Origin of the sequence: Gottschalkia acidurici 9a (assembly GCF_000299355.1) — a bacterium.
GTDB classification, from domain to species: Bacteria; Bacillota; Clostridia; order Tissierellales; family Gottschalkiaceae; genus Gottschalkia; species Gottschalkia acidurici.
The window spans coordinates 523177-540190 of record NC_018664.1; the positions used below are offsets into that span (position 1 = coordinate 523177).

Below are 17014 nucleotides of genomic sequence, written 5' to 3' on the forward strand. Positions count from 1 at the left end.
TGAAAGCGTGGAAAAGATAGTCATTGTTGAGGACGATATCTTTCTACGTGTCGAGTTAGAAAATATATTAGAGAAAGAGGGATACTCTGTAGAGTGTATCTCTTCTTTCGATACCGTTTTGGAGGATATTACCTCGACTTCTCCTTCACTAATTGTATTAGATTTGAATTTGCCCAAGATTTCTGGATTCGATATTTGTCGGACGCTTAAGGCTAGAGGAATAGGGCCTATTCTGGTATTGACTTCACGTAATCAACTTTGTGATGAGTTGCATGCACTAGATTTAGGTGCGGATGATTACTTAACGAAACCGTGTCATCCCCAACGTCTAGTTGCTAGAATTCAAAAGTTAATTCATCTCTATGCAAATATGCGGGTACTGTTAGATGTTGGTGATTTTCAGTTAGATGAGAATACAAATATATTATATGTTGGTGAGAATTCCATTTCATTATCGGAGAATGAAGGAATTATTATTAAAGCTTTGGTGAAAGCTGCTCCTTCTGTAGTAGAAAAAGAGGAACTTTTTAGCCTGCTATGGGGAAGTAGTGACTATGTTGATGAGAATATATTACAAGTAAATATGACCAGATTACGTAAGACACTTGATGAGGTTGGATTGTCTAATCTAATCAAGACGGTAAGAGGAATTGGTTATCAATTAAAAGGAGGTGACTGCGAATGAAGCCAAGAGATTGGCTTAATGTCTTAAACGAATCACGTCCTTGGATATTACTTCTTTGTATAAGTGATATTTTTTTCATTTTTCTGGCTTGGTTAGCATATCCAGAAACATTCGGACTTCTGGTTGGTATCATGGTTATTTTTTCTGTAATTAGTGTTGTCATTGGTATGTTATTTGTTTGGAAAAATAAGCAAAAACAAAGAAAAATATTCTATGATTTTCTTCAAGAACCCTCGCCTGAGCATGAATGTCGATTGATAGAATTCATTGGTGATTTGCATAAAGAAGAAGTGAATTATCTAGCTAATAAATTGCGGATTCAAAATGATCAATTAGATGATGCGAAACTGCAATCAATAAACTATGAAGAGTTTATTGAAAGTTGGGTTCATGAGATAAAAACACCTATTTCTTTAGCAACGTTTGTTTTGGAAAATCGTAAAGAAGAAATGTCAAAGCTGGTGTATCAAAGACTTGAGCATGCAAGAATTAATATTAGTGATGATGTTGAACAAATACTATTTTATGCAAGATTACAGGCATCACACGTTGACTACCGCTTAGAGCGAGTCTCGTTAGATCTTTGCTGTGAAGACGTACGCTTGGAACTCCAAGCATTATTTGAGGAAAAAGAAGTTATAGTTATTTCTCAGATAGAAGATGTCCCAATTGTATCCGATGAGAAGACGCTTCAGTTTATTTTTACACAAATATTGGTTAATGCAGTGAAATACTCTAATGAAGAAATCGAGAGCTTTATCTGGCTAAAAACTGGTTTTGATAGTGTAGAGAATAGGTATTATTTAAGAATCTCCGATAATGGTATTGGAGTGTTGAATTCTGATCTTCCTTTCATTTTTGACAAAGGATTTACAGGAGATAATTCTAATCGAAGCCAGTCTACTGGAATAGGACTATATCTTGTAAAGAAATTGTGTGATGAATTACAGATTGAAATTGAAGTTGAGTCTGAGTACGGAAAGGGTTTTGCAATCCAATTACTATTTCCGATAATTTAGGACGTGTTGGATTTGATGCCTAAGCAAGTAAGATCAATAATTTTATAATATTTTCTAGAATTTCAATGGTTTCATTTGTACTTCTGGTTTTGAGACATTTTATAGATGACATCCAGTATTCTTGATGATGACAACCTTAAAACGCAATTCCAAATATGAAAATCTAAAAGCTATTATTTTCAAATTAACTCAATATACATCTTTATAATCAGTTCTGAGTTAAGTATAACTCGGGATATGATTCATTGCCTATGCTAATCCTCACTTACAAAAAAAATTGGTCAAATTTATTGCTAGCTTCAAATGAGCAGTTTTTGTCATCTAAAGCCTCACAATATTAGCGGATTTGCTACAACGTACTCATGATTTTAAGAAAACTTTGATAGCTGTTCACATGTTAGCCTTACTCGTAAAAATCTCATTGAACAGCTTTTTTGCACAGGAAATCTTCGCCTGTTCAATCGGTTTGATACTCAGGATAAGCCCTTTATGCTACTTGCGACAAGAAAAGGACAGATTATAGATCATATCTAGGGATTTTATGATGTAACAATGTAGTATTGAAAGACTTTTGTTTATTAGAATCAATTATGAAATAATAAATTCTGATTATATCGCCTTCATGTTGAAAACTCTAAATAGTCAAAATGATAAGAAATTGATATTTGAGTTAGCTAATCAATTTTATTTTTATAAGATAATTCATGAATTTTCTAAAACAAATATTCCAGATGCTCGCGTACGCAAGCGAAAACGAGAAAAAAATTAAAAGAGTTAAAGGAGTTGATAATGAACTAGTTAAATCTACAAATGCCGAAATACCTACTATATAAGTTAAAAATATCATTCCAAGAGATAGTGCTATGCTTGAAAATAATATAGAAATTATTATTCCCTTCCTATAGAGCAATGTTCCGATAACTATACCTAGTAGTCCAGTGGTAAAAAGTAGTATTATTGTCTCATGCGCACTAACTATAGCAAGAATTAATGCAGAAGAAAAAATACAGTAAAACCAAGAGAAATATTAGAAACAGCAGCTATTGCAATAGGCAGAGTACTTAATGGACTTAAGGCCAACCCAATCGCGGGTAAAAATACAGGTGCTGACTGAAATAGTACAGCTATTGTTGTTAATATACCTCCAATACAAATAAACCTGCTTATATTCATTGTTTTCAATTTAAATGCCCCCTATCAGGTGATACTAGTATTTTAAATACTGATTGATACACGCATATTTCTGTATAAGCACTGAAGGTATTATACCTTCAGTGAAGGCTTTTATCATTTACATCAAGTCAGTTTCAAAATTGACGAGAGAATATGGTTGCTCTCTTGTTTGTTTTATATTTCGATTCCATAAATCCTAGAAAGAAATTTATCTGGTATTAAGTCTAATTTTATAGTTATGAATCATGGAACAATTTCAAAAACAGTACCCTGGTTAAGATCAGTCACATTCATAGAGCCATAAACTCCTAAATATAGTCTGGTTTGATCCAGATTCGTTCCCAAACTAGCATAAAAAGCTGATTGTGACCCAAAATTATAATCCGTTTCAATGACACTAAAATCACTTAGTTTACAATCTGTTCTTATCCTGGTATAAGCTAAAACACCTCTAATCGGAGGTTGAGATCCTTCATTCCGGGCAAAATCAGTAAACACAACGCTTCCAGCTAAACCGGGAATTCTATTCCCCATATATGACTGGACTCCTGTAAGTGCAGTTCCTCCAAACTTATCTGGTCGTGGATCTTTATGAAAGTAACTAGTTAGAGGCTGAAGACGCTGCACTGAAGTTTTTACTGCTTCATTATAATAAGCAACTGTTTTCTCATCTAAAGTTGGATTTGTAGAGCAGTCCCTTATGATCGAAGTAGGAAAAGAACCTTCCCACCCCCGCCAACCAAAGTTAATAAATCCCTCTTGGTCAAGATTAGATTTCATTAAAGAAGCTTGAATAAGTTGAGTAACCGGTATTGGCTTATAATGAACGAATGAAAAAATCGACTCTGCTAGATCCTGTCCGACAAATCCTACATATTTGATATACTGGTTATAAAACCTTTGAAATGAAATGCCAGGTATATTGCGAACCCCTTTGGCAATTACCGTAAGTGTTTCCTGAATAGGTACAGGAAGTTCATCAAAACGTGTGACTACCGGTGGATTATTGATAAATGTATTCTTAGTCACATCAATTTCAATTATTTTACCGGCGATTTCCATATCATTCTGGCTTAAATTAAATGGATCATAGCCTGATCCACCATCGCCGGTTGTTAAAACAAGTTTTCCTGTTTCAGGTGAAAAGTTTAAGCTATTGACACCATTATGATTAAAAAATGGTCTTCTTAAATTAAGTAATGTCCGTCGTTTTTGAGGTTGACCATAGGATAGTAAAATCCATTCTTCAACTGTATCAATATGATCATAGTTAACTTCTCTATTTATCCACTTCTGGTCTAAGGTTCTGGGGTCACATGGGTTAGGTTTAAAAGGTTCAGGAAGATCTTGTGAAACTTCTGAACTTGGAAGAGCACCTGGACCTTGTGTTCCAGCTACTGAATAATGAAGGTAAAACAACCCGTTATAATAAAATTGGGGATGAAATGCTAGACCTATCAATCCACGTTCGTCATATTTGCCACCAGAAAAACCTAGTTTTATGATTCTTGGACGAATATCTAAAAAAGTTCTTATAACCCCGTTTCCTATGTAAAAGATTTCTCCTACCTGGGTTGCAATAAATAATCTTTCCATTGAGTCACCTGGAAGTATAGCTGTTTTCAAAACGGTAGGCATATTTATCTTACCAGCAATAGGCCGTAAACTAACTCTAATTTTTTTTAACAACTAACTCTACACTCCTTTATATTATTTTCTTTTATAAGAATATGATTAGAAATGTTCTATTAGTACTAAATTGAGGTAGAGGAATCTGATGATGATTCCGCACCAGCATCGGAGAAATCCAAGTCAGTCATTAATTAAAAAGTAAAGAATCTTACATGATAAGGTTCTTTACTTTTTATTAGAGGTCTGGGTTATATATTTTCTTAAAATTTAAGAATTCTTAAGATATTTTAAAAGAAAATTTTAAGATTTGATATTTATACTAAAGTCATAAAATGATTATCAAAAACCGAACATCGTTAAATGTTCATAATTTAAGAAATAAGGAGAGACTTTAGTATGAAACTTATAAAATTTTTAGTAGAATATATTAAATCACCAAGAACTGTAGGAGCTGTAGCACCAAGCTCAGAAAGACTGGCAGTAAAAATGGTTGCTGACATGGACTTTAAAAATACAAAATGTATAGTTGAATATGGCTCTGGTACAGGAGTTTTTACCGATAAACTTGTTGAAAGAAAAAATAAAGACACATTACTAATACTGTTAGAATACAATAAAGGATTTTGCAAGCAACTAGAAGATAGATATAGTGGAAATAATAATATTATAATTATCAATGATTCTGCTGAAAATGTATATATATATTTGAAAAAGTATAACATTAAGAAGGTAGATTATGTAGTTTCAGGTTTGCCTTTTGCCAGTCTACCCAAAAGTATTTCAAATAAAATTTTAAAGAAAACTAAAACCATATTAAAAAAAGATGGATTATTTATAACATTTCAGTACACTCTTCTAAAGAAAGAATTTATTGCTAACTATTTTAAAGAAATAGAACTTAAAAGAGTTGTACTTAATGTGCCACCCGCTTATGTTTTAAAATGTAAGAATTTTTAATAGGAGTGAATTTATTTATGTCAAAGAAAATTTTAATAGTTGATGATGATGAAGAAATAAGGAAAGTTATAGGAATATATTTAGAAAATGAAGGGTATGAAATACTTAAAGCTGAAAATGGAGAGCAAGCATTAAAACTTATAGCTGAAAATGAGGTTGCCCTTGTACTTTTGGACATTATGATGCGTGGTATGAATGGTACAGAAGTTTGTATGAAGATTAGAGAAGATAGTATTATGCCAATAATTTTTTTATCTGCAAAATCAGAAGATTTAGATAAAATTCAAGGTCTAGCTTCTGGGGCTGATGACTATATTACCAAGCCTTTTAGTGCAATGGAGTTAATCGCAAGGGTTAAATCTCAGATAAGAAGGTACACTAGGTATACAACTGAGTTAAGAACACCTAAAAATATAATTGAAGTTGGTAACTTAACTATAAATACTGACACAAGACAAGTGATTGTGGGTAATAAAGACGTTAGACTTACTCCAAAAGAATTTGATATATTACATCTTCTCGCAAGTAATAAAGGAATCGTTTTTAGTATAGAAAAGATTTATGAAAGAGTATGGGGTGAAGATTTTTACAAATCTGATAATACTATAATGGTTCATATAACTAAAATAAGAGAAAAGATAGAAGAAGACCCTAAGAGACCTATATATATTAAAACAGTTTGGGGAGTTGGGTATAAGATATGAAAAAAGATGACATTACTATAAGTCTAAAATTAAAGCTTTTGATTGAGATACTATTGAGTTTTATACTAACATTAGTGTATCTATATATTTTCTCCTTTTATGTACTTGCCCCTTATTATGAAAAAAATCAAAATAATTTGAGTGTATCATTTGCTTATTATTTCACATTAGTATATTTGATATCTGCTATTGGAGTTTTTGTTTTATGCTTTTTATTAATGTCAAGCAAACATATAAAGTATATTAAGTATATAGCAAGAGAAGTAAACTTTATCGCTAGTGGAAATTTAGGAAAAACACTTGAGGTTAAAGGAAAGGATGAACTTGCCGAATTGTGCATAAACATAAACTCTATGTCAAAAGAATTAAAAGATAAATTTGAATATGAAAGAGATCTAGAAAGAACAAAGTCAGAGCTTATAACAAATGTTTCTCATGATTTAAGAACGCCTCTTACACCAATTATTGCATATTTAGATATTTTAAGAAATGAAAAATTTAGCACCAAAGAAGAAGGAAAGGAATACTTAAATTCGTCTTATAATCTTTCTATGAAGTTAAAAAAATTAATCGATGAACTTTTTGAATATACAAAGCTATCGAGTAAAGGAGTCGTTATGGAGCTTGTAGAGGTAGACATATGTCCTATTATTAGTCAAATAGTAGGAGAATATGCTCCTATGCTTGAAAGTAAAGGATTAAAAGTTATAACACAGATCTCTGAGACAGAACTACCCGTAAAGACAGATGTTGAAAAAATGGTTAGGGTTTTTGAGAATATATTAAGCAATGCAGAAAAATATAGTTCCAAACCATCAGATATAATTGTTAAGGTAGATAATAAGGAATCTAATGTTGTAATATCTATATCTAATAGAGGCGGACATATAGATCAGGATAAGTTAAATAGAATGTTTGAAAAATTTTATAGAGTTGACATTTCAAGGTCAAGTAACGTTAAGGGATCAGGACTTGGACTAGCAATTTCTAAAAAAATAGTAGACCTTCATGATGGTCAGATTTGGGCTGAACGTGATGAAGAGATAATCACAATAAACATTAAATTACCTGTTAATAGTAATAAGGTGTAATTAAAGAATATAGTTTTATGGCTCCCAATTGCCTTTTGTAGTTTTTTAGTAGTAAAATAGTTATTCAACAATTTAACTCAATAAAAAAGAAAAATAAAAGTTTAATAAAAAGGAAAGCTTATTGAAATAATTAATTAATAGTTATAGAATTACATTAGATTTTATTAAAAGCTTAGGGTAAGAAATATATTATGGAGGTATTTACTATGAAATTTTGCTGGATAACGTTACACGTTAAAAACATGGATGAATCACTAAAGTTTTATCATGAATTGCTGGGCTTAAAGATTTCAGAAAGATTTAATGCTGGAGAAGGTACAGAAATTGTTATGCTTGGAGAACAAGATAAGCCAAAAATAGAGCTAATATGCAGTGAAGATAATAAAGTTGAAGTTCAAAGTAATGGCATATCTATTGGCTTTGAAGTTGACTCACTAGATAAAGCTATAGAGTATGTAAAAGAGAATAATATTTCTATTAAGAGAGGACCTATTTCTCCAATTCCGACAACTAGATTTTTCTTTATAGATGATCCGAATGGTATAGAGATTCAACTAGTTGAACATAAGTAAAAATAATTGAAACTCTTATAACATAATACTATTTATAAAAAAGATATTACCAGAAAAATCACTGGTAATATCTTTTTTACTATTAACAATTCATTTCGTCTTCCTAAACTTAAGAGGAGTTTTTCCATAGGTTTTTTTAAACATCTTAGAAAAATTTGCGGAATAATTATATCCAACTTTATTAGCTATATCTTCAATGCTTAGATCTGTTGTAGATAATAAGTTTGCAGCAACAGTCATTTTTATATGATTAGTATACTCACCAATAGACATATGATAATGCTTTGAAAAACCTGCCTTTAATTTCTGTTCACTTAAAAACACCATCTTACTTAAAGTTTTTATATTAGGAGGATTGATATAATTCTTTTGCAAAATATCATGAGCTTTCTGTATAGCATTTATATCATAGGATGTAAGTTTGATTACTCTATTACTGCCAATATTAATATTTCCATAATCTATTTGATTAGTAAAAGCATTTTTAGGAGATTTAGTAACTTCGTTTATTAGAATAGCAATACACTCTAAAATCTTACCCTCTAGATAAATACTATTCAGAGAATTTTGATGATTTAAACTTTGCAATTGATGAATAATTTCAACAATCTCCAATGGAAGGTAAGTGTAGGTATAGTTTTTCATAAAAGTATCAAAATCTATTATATGTGGAAAGCTAGGCTTTATGATCTCCTTAAAATACCGTTCGAAAATGGTTATTTCAGTTCCATGAAAATGCTGACCTTTTTTCCAGCTTTGTTGTCCTTTTAAATCTTTCTCAATAACAAAAAATGAGGAGGGACTAAAAGAAGACACAGGATTGTTTTCAATTTTGAATTTTGTAACACCCTTATACACTACACCAAAGCGCATTAAATGTTCGGGATTATCAAAAGTGATGGAAAAATCTTTAGGTATGGTATAATCTGCAATGCCTAAATTATAGTATCCGTCTCTTGAATAGCTAATTAAGTATCCAAGGTCAGGTCTTTTTTATTTGTAAATAAGGTATAGTTATCGTACTCAGTTTTATCAAAAGACAGTACTTTTAAAACTGTATTTTTGAATTCCTCGTTAGATTTTACTATCATAAATGTCCTCCTTTACGTACAAATAAATTTCAAGTTCTTATAAAATTATATAAAAATTATATAAACTATTCAATAATATAATTCACATAGATGCAAAAATAATTAAATTGGGTGAATGAATTGAAATGATAATCGTTATCATATACAATAACTTTTATCAGAAGTATATACAATTTAAATTTTGAAAGGAAGATATCAAATGAAAAAAAATTCAACTTTTAAAATAGCTTTATTTATCTGTATGGCAATGATTGCTTTTGTAGGTTGTTCAAGCAGTCCAGCTGAAGAAAAATTAAGTGAAGAAAAAACTATAACTATAAATGACGTTAGAGGAGAAGTTGAAATTCCAGAGAAACCTCAGAGAATAGTAGACTTAAGTGGTAATAGTGATATTTTATCAATTTTAGGATATAAGGTAACAGGAACTGCAAATAGTGATGCTTACGACTATAAAAAATTTCCTTCATACTTAGAAGATACATTAAAGGGTGCTACTATACTTGGATATAGTATGCAAGACACTATGGATGTTGAGGCCATAATGAACTTAAATCCTGACTTAATTATTATATCTACTGTACAAGAAAAAATGTATGATCAATTAAGTAATATAGCCCCAACAGTTATGGTTCAGTTAGAAGCATTAGATTGGAAAGAAGACATGAAAGCATTAGGAAAAGTATTTAATAAATTAGATGTTGCTGAAGAATGGCTGGAAAAATATGATGTAAAAGCAAAAGAAACTGGAGAGAAAATAAAAGAAACTTATGGTGAGGATACAAGCTATTTAGCATTTTTAGCAAGTGGTGGACAATTCTATGTATTTGATGGGGCTGGATTTGGTAGTGTATTATATCAAGACATGGGATTAAGTAAACCAGAAGGTATGCCAGAACAAAATGATATAAGTTTACCTGTTGTTACTTACGAAGGATTAGCTTCAATAAAATCAGATTATATATTTGCTATTGCAACAGATGAAGATTTAGAAACACTTAAAGCAAATCCTATTTGGAACAACTTACCTCAAGTAAAAGAAGGAAAAGTTATTCATCTAGGAGCTTCACCTTATTTTAATCAAGGATATAGCCCTATAGGAAGAGATCTACTTTTAGATGAGATTGTGGAGATGTTAAATGAAACAAAATAGTATAAAAGCTTTTGTAAGCTTCAATATTATATTTTTAATAATTGGTTTGTTCCTAGCTATTACGCTAGGAGCAACTAATATTGGAATTTCAGATATATGGAACAGTATATTTAACTATACTGAAACTCTTGATCTCATGACAATTAGAGATGTGCGTATACCAAGAGTTCTCTCTGTACTATTTACTGGAGGGATTTTGGGCGCAGTTGGAGCTATGATTCAGGGGGTTACAAGAAATCCAATAGCAGAACCTTCTCTACTAGGGGTTAGTCAAGGAGCAACCTTAGTTATAGCTATTTTTTATGCAATAGGAATAACAATAAATACTACAAATGTTATGATTGCTTCACTAATTGGAGCTGTATTTAGCGGGCTAATAGTAATAGGTTTTCTAACAAGGCAAACAAAGGGCAGTTCTATTACGAAGATACTTTTGGCAGGTACTGCTATTAGTACTTTTTTTATTTCACTAACAACTATAATAGGACTTTTATCAAATCAATCTCAATTTATTGCATTTTGGGTTTCAGGTGGATTTAGAAATGCAACTTGGTCAGATTTTAAATTAGTTATGGTTGTTGGAACAATAGGATTAATTTTAGCAATGTTATTATCAAAGAAAATAAACATACTTAGTTTAGGTGATGATGTGGCAATTAGTCTTGGAGAAAAACCAGAAAAAATCAGATTATTGACATTTATTATAATGATACCAATGTGTGCTGCGGCTGTAGCAGTTGGAAAAAACATAGGATTTGTAGGATTAATAATGCCACAAATAGTAAGAAAATATTTGGTGAGGACTATATAAAGAATATACCATTATCATTCTTATTAGGTGCAGTTCTTTTAGTTTATTCAGACATAGCTGCAAGACTTATATATAGTCCTTATGAAGTGCCAATTGGAATATTTACAGCACTAATTGGAGTTCCCTTCTTTATAGTTGTTGCGAGAAAGGAGCGAGGCTAATATGAAGAAAACCAGATTTAATCTAATGGTTTTGGTATTAGGTATATTACTAATAATGTCTATAGCTATATATTTAAGTTGGGGAAGCTATAAAGTTGGTTTACTAGACATTATAAAAACACTAACTGGTGGAGGAACAAAATTTCAGAATGCAACAATTTTGCAAATTAGATTTCCAAGAATGTTAGTAGGTATTTCTGTTGGAATAGCTTTATCTACAGCAGGAGCATTATTGCAAACAATAACAAAAAATGAATTAGCAGACCCAGGAATAATAGGAATTAACGCTGGTGCAGCGGTAGCAGCTGTTATATTTATTTCATTAAAAACAGCAAACTATTACAGAGAACTAGGTTCATTATCAGTTTATGTACTTCCACTTATGGCTATTATAGGTGCGGCAATTTCTGCAGTTATAGTCTATTCTTTATCAAGTAGAGATAGAGTAAGACCAAAGAGATTGCTGCTTATGGGGCTTGCGATTAATGCCGGTTTAAATGCCTTTATTACGTTTTTTACTTTTAGAGGTGGAGTAGGTGACTATAATAGAGTATTAATATGGACTTCGGGGAGTCTTTGGGGGTCTGGATGGGAATATGTAAAAGTAATAGTTCCACTAGTAATAATATTATTTAGTTTAGTTTTATTAAATTATAAAAAATTAGATGTTCTTAACTTATCTGATGAACATGCTATTTCTCTTGGACTAAACTTAAATAATGAAAGAAAAAAGCTTTTAGCCTATTCAGTTATACTAGCTGGAGGAGCAACAGCTTTTGCAGGTAATGTTGGATTTATTGGACTAATATCTCCTAATATAGCTAAAAAGTTAGTAGGATCATATCATAAAAACTTTTTAATAATCTCTGCAATGATAAGTGTAATTATCATTTTGCTTGCAGATGCTGTTTCAAGAAACTTGTTTTCTCCAATTGAGATACCAGTAGGAATTATGATTTCAATATTTGGAGTACCTTATTTTATTTATTTAATGATGAAGGAGAAATAAATGGAAGCTATAAGTGTAAAAAAATTATCAGTAGCCTATGAAGACAACTTAATAATCGATGAAATGACTCTTGATATTCCTAAAGAAAAGGTTAGTATCATTATAGGTTCAAATGGGTGTGGGAAATCAACTCTTTTGAAAAGTATAGCAAGAGTTATAAAGCCTAAAGGTGGAGAAATTTTTATTAATGGAAAAAACATAAAGGATCAAAAAGAAAAATTTCTAGCTACTCAAATTGCTTTCTTACCTCAAGGTCCAGTCTGTCCTAGTGGAATGACTGTTAAAGAATTAGTTGCATATGGTAGATTTCCACATCAGAAAATGATAGGTGGATTGAAAAGTCATGATAAGCAAATTATCGACTGGGCGATTGAAGAAACTGGACTTAAAGACTATAGAGATAGAGAAGTGGAGAGTCTATCTGGAGGACAAAGACAAAGAGCTTGGATTGCAATGACTTTAGCACAAGAGACTGACATTATTATGCTAGATGAACCAACAACTTATTTAGATATGTCTTATCAGTTAGAAGTTCTACAAGTACTAGATAAGCTAAATAAAGAAAAGAAAATAACTATTGTTATGGTATTACATGAATTAAATAATGCTTGTAGGTTTGCAAGCAACATTATTGGATTAAAAAACGGAAAAGTCATCTGCCAGGGGGATCCTATGGATGTTATAACACAAGAAAACTTAAAAGAAATCTATAGAATAGAGACTAAATTACAATTAAGTGAGAATAAAAAATATCCTATATGTGTAGATTATGAGCTTATTAAGGGGGTAAAATGAAAAATAAAAACTTTATTATAGTAGTTATAGGACAAATAATATCTTTATTTGGTAATGCAATTCAAAGATTTTGTATGTCTTTATATATCTTAGATTTAACAGGAAGCGCAGCTATTTTCTCAACAATATTGGCGATATCAAATATTCCATATATATTGTTTGCCCCCATTGCAGGACTATTGGCTGATACAGTAAATCGTAAAAAGATAATGGTATATCTTGATTTTATTAGTTCTTTACTATTAGCAATATATTCAATAGTCTTAATAAACGGAATGGATAATGTTATGATAGTGGGAATTGTAATGTTTATATTATCTATTATCTATACACTGTATAGCCCTTCTGTTACGGCATGTATTCCACAGATTGTTGATAAAGAAAAACTTGCATCAGCTAACGGAATAATTCAACAAGTAGGAGCAATAGTTAATCTACTTGGGCCTATTGTTGCTGGAATATTATATAGTTTTTTTGATATCAAAGTAATAGTGATGATAAATGCTGTTAGCTTTTTTATATCAGCTATTTTAGAAATGTTTTTACAAATTCCAAGCTTAGAATTAAAAGAAAAAATAAAAAATCCTATATTAAAGTCGTTCAGTGAAATGAAAAAGAGCTTTATATATTTAAGAGAGAAAAAGAAAATTGTACTGGGAATCATTGCTTCTTATGGATTAACAAATATATTTGTAGTGCCAATTTTAAGCATCGTATCTCCATATTTTATAAAAGTAGAACTAAGTATGTCTTCAGCTGTATATGGTTTTGTAGAAGCTATATTTGTTTTAGGAATGATAATAGGTGGATTATTAGTAACTTTTAAACCGAAAATGTTTAAGATGAAGGACATACACAAAACAATGTACCCTATGATAATCGCTATCATGGCTATGGCTATATCTACTTATTTAACTACAGAAAGTAAATTTGTTATTCTAGGTATTTACTCAATGGGTGGTCTTGGAATAATGTTATCTTTAGCATTGTCAAATGTTGTGTCTTTAACTTATATTCAAAGTGAAATTAAAGAAGAAATGCTTGGAAGAGTCAGTGCTTTTTCCACTGCCGTTGCTACAGTAAGTATTGCACCAGGACAATTAATATACGGTCAATTAATAGACTTTAACTTTAAACTTTATTATGTCTTAGTATTAACTTTTTTACTGAGTATAGCAGTAGTTAATTTTGTAAAATGGAATGCTAGACGTGATTTAGCAATGAAAAAGATAGAATACTTATAATATGTTAATCTAAAAAGGTAAATATGAAAATAATTTTCCTCAGATTATAGAAGAAAGCCTAATTCAATTATTTATAAATAATTGAATTAGGCTTTTTTATTAAAAACATAAAAAATTAATTTTTCTGTTGGACTAAGATATTTTAGACTTGAAAGTGATGACTACTCAGTTGTTAAAATTACAGAAATATGTAATGAACCAGTTATGATAGCAGAAATTATAGTTACTTTTTAGAAAAAGTAAAAAAATTGGATATAATGGAAGGGGAAATTTATATCATGTCGAATTTAAATTTAAAGTAGAAATATGCTAATTTTAGTTTGTATGTTTCTTTTAGTATCTAACATTCCTTATGTTCGTGGTATATTTTAAGACTTGGAGAGCAAGAGTTCTAAGAGTTGATTATAATATGATGGTTTTTCACCAAAAATAGAGGTTACTATTTATGGCTCAGAAGATAATGAACTGAGAGAAGCATTGCTAGATGAAGATGAGAAATTCCATTATGACATGAGTTAAAGTGTTGATAAGACTATTATCGATGAAGGAATGGATATAAAGCAAAATATGAATAATAGCAATAAATTATTTAATGGATATGGGCATTGTAGATTACTTTTTAGTGATATATGTAATGCTCTGTACTACTATATATTACGGAAATAAACATTTATATTTTATTGTTAAGACTATGAAAAGTTAATTTTAGGCATACATAATTCTACAAAATGAAAAATAAGTTATGAAAATTTTACTAGTTTATCTGCAAGAATCTTCTTTCATTATTGACAAAGAATTGCAATTAGGGTAGTATATTAAATACATTACATAATGTTACAAAAATATTGAGGACTTATAATATATTTCGCTACATAAGAGATGTCAACATAGTTGTTATAAGTATAGATAGTTACATATAATTTAAATCTTTACTGTTATAACTGGAATATTATTGACTATTTCTTGTAAGTTGGGAAGCAAGGAATAGTCAATTATATATTAAAAAATTCTTCAGGTGCAATATGCAGGACGGGAAACCTGGCTCACCAGATAAGGTCAGTGCACCAAATATTTTATATGGAGGGTTTAATATGGAAAAGACAGTAAACAATCTTAAAACTTTGATACGCGCAGGTAGGGGGATAATACCCGCAGATAAAGTAATTTTAAATGGTACACTCATAAATGTAATGACTAGTGAAATTTATCCAGCAGATATTGCTATTTATGGTGATACTATTGTAGCGACTGGAGATGTGAAGGACTATATTGGCTCAGAAACTGAAGTTATAGACGCTACAGGCAAATATCTTTCTCCGGGATTAATAGATGGACACATTCATAGTGAATGCAGCAAACTTAGTATTACAAGCTTTGCTAAAGCAGTAGTTCCTTGTGGGACAACAAGTATTATTTCAGGTTTAGATGAATACATTTCGGTTTCAGGACTTGAGGGACTTAAAGAGATTTTTGAAGAAATTAAGCAGACACCTTTGAAAGTATTTTGGGGTGCACCTTACAAAACACCGTATACAATTCCAAAATCTACAGTTGCATTTAATTTTGACCCATCAGTTCATGCTGAAGTTCAAAAATGGGAAGAGTGCTTTGGAGTATGGGAAGTAGTAAGAGAGTTCATAATAGAAGAAGATGAAGATACTTTAGGTGCAGTTGTAGAAGCATATAAAAATAGATTACCTGTATTTGGCTGCGCGCCAATGGCTAGAGGAAAAGATTTAAATGGATACTTATGTTCTGGAGTAAGACTTGATCATGAAAGCTATGATCATGAAGAAGTTGTAGAGAAAATGAGAAAAGGTATGCATATGCTTATTCGTGAATCATCAGTTACGCACTTCTTAGAAGAAAATATTAGAGCTATTACAGAAGTCAATCCAAGAATGGCAAGACGTGTGAGTTTCTGCACAGATGATGTTACGGCTACTGATGTACTTAACAATGGCCATTTAGATAATGTTGTTAGATTAGCAATTAAAGCTGGTGTTGAGCCAATGACAGCGATTCAAATGGGCACGATAAATAGTGCGGAGGCATATCGAATAGATCATCTTATTGGATCAATTTCTCCAGGAAGATTAGCGGATATACTAATAGTTGATGATCCAGAAAAGTTCAACGTAGAAGCTGTTATTAGTAATGGTAAACTTGTTGCAAGAGATAAAAAACTTACCTTTGAACTTAAAGCACCAAAAAGAAGTCCTATTTTAAGTAGTGAACTAAAGTGTAAAACAACAACTAAAGAAGATTTTGAATATAAAGTTGATATTAAAAATGGACAAGCAAAAGTTCTTTCTATGGATGTAAAAGGACCATTTGTTAGAAAAAGAAGAGATGTACTTTTAAAAGTAGAGAATTCAGTTGTACTTCCAGATATTGAGCAAGATGTTGCGATGGTTTCGGTTCTTGAGAGGTTTGGACGAAATGGGAATAAGTCCTTAGCTTTTTGTTCAGGTTGGAAACTAAAAAAAGGAGCTATGGCATCGTCTGCTGCACCAGATGATAACAACATAATTGTAATGGGTGTTGATGCAGAAGATATGTCAATTGCTGTAAATCATTTAATTAAAAATGGTGGAGGACAAGTTGTTGTATCAGATGGAGAGATTGTTGAATTTCTATCACTACCAGTTGGCGGGATTGTTAGTGACTTAGAGCCTGAAGAAATTGCATATAGAGAAGATCTTCTGACAAAGGCTGCTCGTGGTTTAGGGTGTGAATTACCAGAGCCTTTAATGTATATGTTCTTTCTACCTATAACAGCTATACAAGATTATGCTATTACAGATGTAGGTCCTGTTGACTGTGTTGCACTTACAACATTTGATCCTATTATTGAATTAATAGAGAAATAAAAAATTCAACAATTATAGCCAAAAGGTAGATTTCCAAACAGAATACG

Annotated in this window: 17 protein-coding genes; 13 read left to right on the top strand and 4 right to left on the bottom strand. The window is 31.0% G+C overall.

Translation table 11 applies throughout. The features are described from left to right. Window positions 1–7: 7 nt before the first annotated feature. Complete coding sequence (locus CURI_RS02415) at window positions 8–685, top strand: response regulator transcription factor (protein ID WP_014966693.1); 678 nt, start codon at window positions 8–10, stop codon at window positions 683–685. Then, window positions 682–1704 carry a sensor histidine kinase gene (locus CURI_RS02420; RefSeq protein WP_014966694.1) on the top strand — a complete coding sequence of 341 codons (1023 nt, stop codon included), beginning with the start codon at window positions 682–684 and terminating at the stop codon, window positions 1702–1704. The genes CURI_RS02415 and CURI_RS02420 overlap by 4 nt, the downstream gene beginning before the upstream one ends. Window positions 1705–2691: 987 nt before the next feature. Here CURI_RS02420 and CURI_RS16040 read toward each other — a convergent pair. Together CURI_RS16040 and CURI_RS02430 are read right to left on the bottom strand one after the other, a co-directional pair. After that, on the bottom strand, window positions 2692–2886 hold the full coding sequence (locus CURI_RS16040) for a hypothetical protein (RefSeq protein WP_228370451.1): 195 nt from the start codon (window positions 2884–2886) through the stop codon (window positions 2692–2694). A gap of 234 nt (window positions 2887–3120) precedes the next feature. Then, window positions 3121–4566 (bottom strand): PQQ-dependent sugar dehydrogenase family protein, encoded by a 1446-nt coding sequence (locus tag CURI_RS02430; protein ID WP_041701428.1) that lies wholly within the window; start codon window positions 4564–4566, stop codon window positions 3121–3123. A gap of 339 nt (window positions 4567–4905) precedes the next feature. On the opposite strand from CURI_RS02430, the gene CURI_RS02435 reads away from it, so the two are divergent. From CURI_RS02435 to CURI_RS02450, 4 genes are all read left to right on the top strand, one after another. Next, window positions 4906–5466 carry a class I SAM-dependent methyltransferase gene (locus tag CURI_RS02435; RefSeq protein ID WP_014966697.1) on the top strand — a complete coding sequence of 187 codons (561 nt, stop codon included), beginning with the start codon at window positions 4906–4908 and terminating at the stop codon, window positions 5464–5466. Window positions 5467–5483: 17 nt separating this feature from the next. Beyond that, window positions 5484–6170, top strand: coding sequence for a response regulator transcription factor (locus tag CURI_RS02440; RefSeq protein WP_014966698.1), 687 nt, complete (start codon window positions 5484–5486; stop codon window positions 6168–6170). Further along, the gene (locus CURI_RS02445; RefSeq protein WP_041701429.1) at window positions 6167–7261 is read left to right on the top strand and encodes a HAMP domain-containing sensor histidine kinase; all 1095 of its coding nucleotides are present in this window, start codon (window positions 6167–6169) and stop codon (window positions 7259–7261) included. Before CURI_RS02440 ends, CURI_RS02445 begins: the two co-directional genes overlap by 4 nt. A gap of 206 nt (window positions 7262–7467) precedes the next feature. Then, window positions 7468–7833, top strand: a complete 366-nt coding sequence (locus CURI_RS02450; RefSeq protein WP_014966700.1) for a VOC family protein — start codon at window positions 7468–7470, stop codon at window positions 7831–7833. 90 nt (window positions 7834–7923) lie between these two features. Here CURI_RS02450 and CURI_RS02455 read toward each other — a convergent pair whose 3' ends face one another. Next, entirely contained in the window at window positions 7924–8691 is a 768-nt protein-coding gene (locus CURI_RS02455; protein ID WP_014966701.1) for a helix-turn-helix domain-containing protein, read from the bottom strand. A gap of 110 nt (window positions 8692–8801) precedes the next feature. After that, the gene (locus tag CURI_RS16280) at window positions 8802–8924 is read right to left on the bottom strand and encodes a hypothetical protein (RefSeq protein WP_266353722.1); all 123 of its coding nucleotides are present in this window, start codon (window positions 8922–8924) and stop codon (window positions 8802–8804) included. A gap of 199 nt (window positions 8925–9123) precedes the next feature. On the opposite strand from CURI_RS16280, the gene CURI_RS02460 reads away from it, so the two are divergent. The 7 genes from CURI_RS02460 to CURI_RS02485 all read left to right on the top strand — a co-directional run bounded on the left by CURI_RS02460 (window position 9124) and on the right by CURI_RS02485 (window position 16967). Further along, window positions 9124–10074, top strand: coding sequence for an ABC transporter substrate-binding protein (locus CURI_RS02460; RefSeq protein WP_014966702.1), 951 nt, complete (start codon window positions 9124–9126; stop codon window positions 10072–10074). Next, window positions 10061–10885 carry a FecCD family ABC transporter permease gene (locus CURI_RS02465; RefSeq protein ID WP_014966703.1) on the top strand — a complete coding sequence of 275 codons (825 nt, stop codon included), beginning with the start codon at window positions 10061–10063 and terminating at the stop codon, window positions 10883–10885. The genes CURI_RS02460 and CURI_RS02465 overlap by 14 nt, the downstream gene beginning before the upstream one ends. Further along, window positions 10792–11046 (top strand): iron chelate uptake ABC transporter family permease subunit, encoded by a 255-nt coding sequence (locus tag CURI_RS16490; protein WP_420805142.1) that lies wholly within the window; start codon window positions 10792–10794, stop codon window positions 11044–11046. The genes CURI_RS02465 and CURI_RS16490 overlap by 94 nt, the downstream gene beginning before the upstream one ends. A gap of 1 nt (window position 11047) precedes the next feature. Further along, entirely contained in the window at window positions 11048–12055 is a 1008-nt protein-coding gene (locus CURI_RS02470) for a FecCD family ABC transporter permease (protein ID WP_014966704.1), read from the top strand. Next, window positions 12056–12850, top strand: coding sequence for an ABC transporter ATP-binding protein (locus CURI_RS02475; protein ID WP_014966705.1), 795 nt, complete (start codon window positions 12056–12058; stop codon window positions 12848–12850). Continuing rightward, entirely contained in the window at window positions 12847–14094 is a 1248-nt protein-coding gene (locus tag CURI_RS02480; protein ID WP_014966706.1) for an MFS transporter, read from the top strand. Before CURI_RS02475 ends, CURI_RS02480 begins: the two co-directional genes overlap by 4 nt. A 1091-nt stretch (window positions 14095–15185) precedes the next feature. Beyond that, window positions 15186–16967: an adenine deaminase gene (locus tag CURI_RS02485; RefSeq protein ID WP_014966707.1), complete on the top strand. Its 1782-nt coding sequence runs from the start codon at window positions 15186–15188 to the stop codon at window positions 16965–16967. The last annotated feature ends 47 nt before the right edge of the window (window positions 16968–17014 follow it).

Coding starts and splice junctions, on each gene's coding strand:
- CURI_RS02420 (WP_014966694.1), top strand. CDS start 682: ATGAAGCCAAGAGATTGGCTTAATGTCTTAAACGAATCACGTCCTTGG.
- CURI_RS02435 (WP_014966697.1), top strand. CDS start 4,906: ATGAAACTTATAAAATTTTTAGTAGAATATATTAAATCACCAAGAACT.
- CURI_RS02440 (WP_014966698.1), top strand. CDS start 5,484: ATGTCAAAGAAAATTTTAATAGTTGATGATGATGAAGAAATAAGGAAA.
- CURI_RS02445 (WP_041701429.1), top strand. CDS start 6,167: ATGAAAAAAGATGACATTACTATAAGTCTAAAATTAAAGCTTTTGATT.
- CURI_RS02450 (WP_014966700.1), top strand. CDS start 7,468: ATGAAATTTTGCTGGATAACGTTACACGTTAAAAACATGGATGAATCA.
- CURI_RS16280 (WP_266353722.1), bottom strand. CDS start 8,924: ATGATAGTAAAATCTAACGAGGAATTCAAAAATACAGTTTTAAAAGTA.
- CURI_RS02460 (WP_014966702.1), top strand. CDS start 9,124: ATGAAAAAAAATTCAACTTTTAAAATAGCTTTATTTATCTGTATGGCA.
- CURI_RS02465 (WP_014966703.1), top strand. CDS start 10,061: ATGAAACAAAATAGTATAAAAGCTTTTGTAAGCTTCAATATTATATTT.
- CURI_RS02470 (WP_014966704.1), top strand. CDS start 11,048: ATGAAGAAAACCAGATTTAATCTAATGGTTTTGGTATTAGGTATATTA.
- CURI_RS02475 (WP_014966705.1), top strand. CDS start 12,056: ATGGAAGCTATAAGTGTAAAAAAATTATCAGTAGCCTATGAAGACAAC.
- CURI_RS02480 (WP_014966706.1), top strand. CDS start 12,847: ATGAAAAATAAAAACTTTATTATAGTAGTTATAGGACAAATAATATCT.
- CURI_RS02485 (WP_014966707.1), top strand. CDS start 15,186: ATGGAAAAGACAGTAAACAATCTTAAAACTTTGATACGCGCAGGTAGG.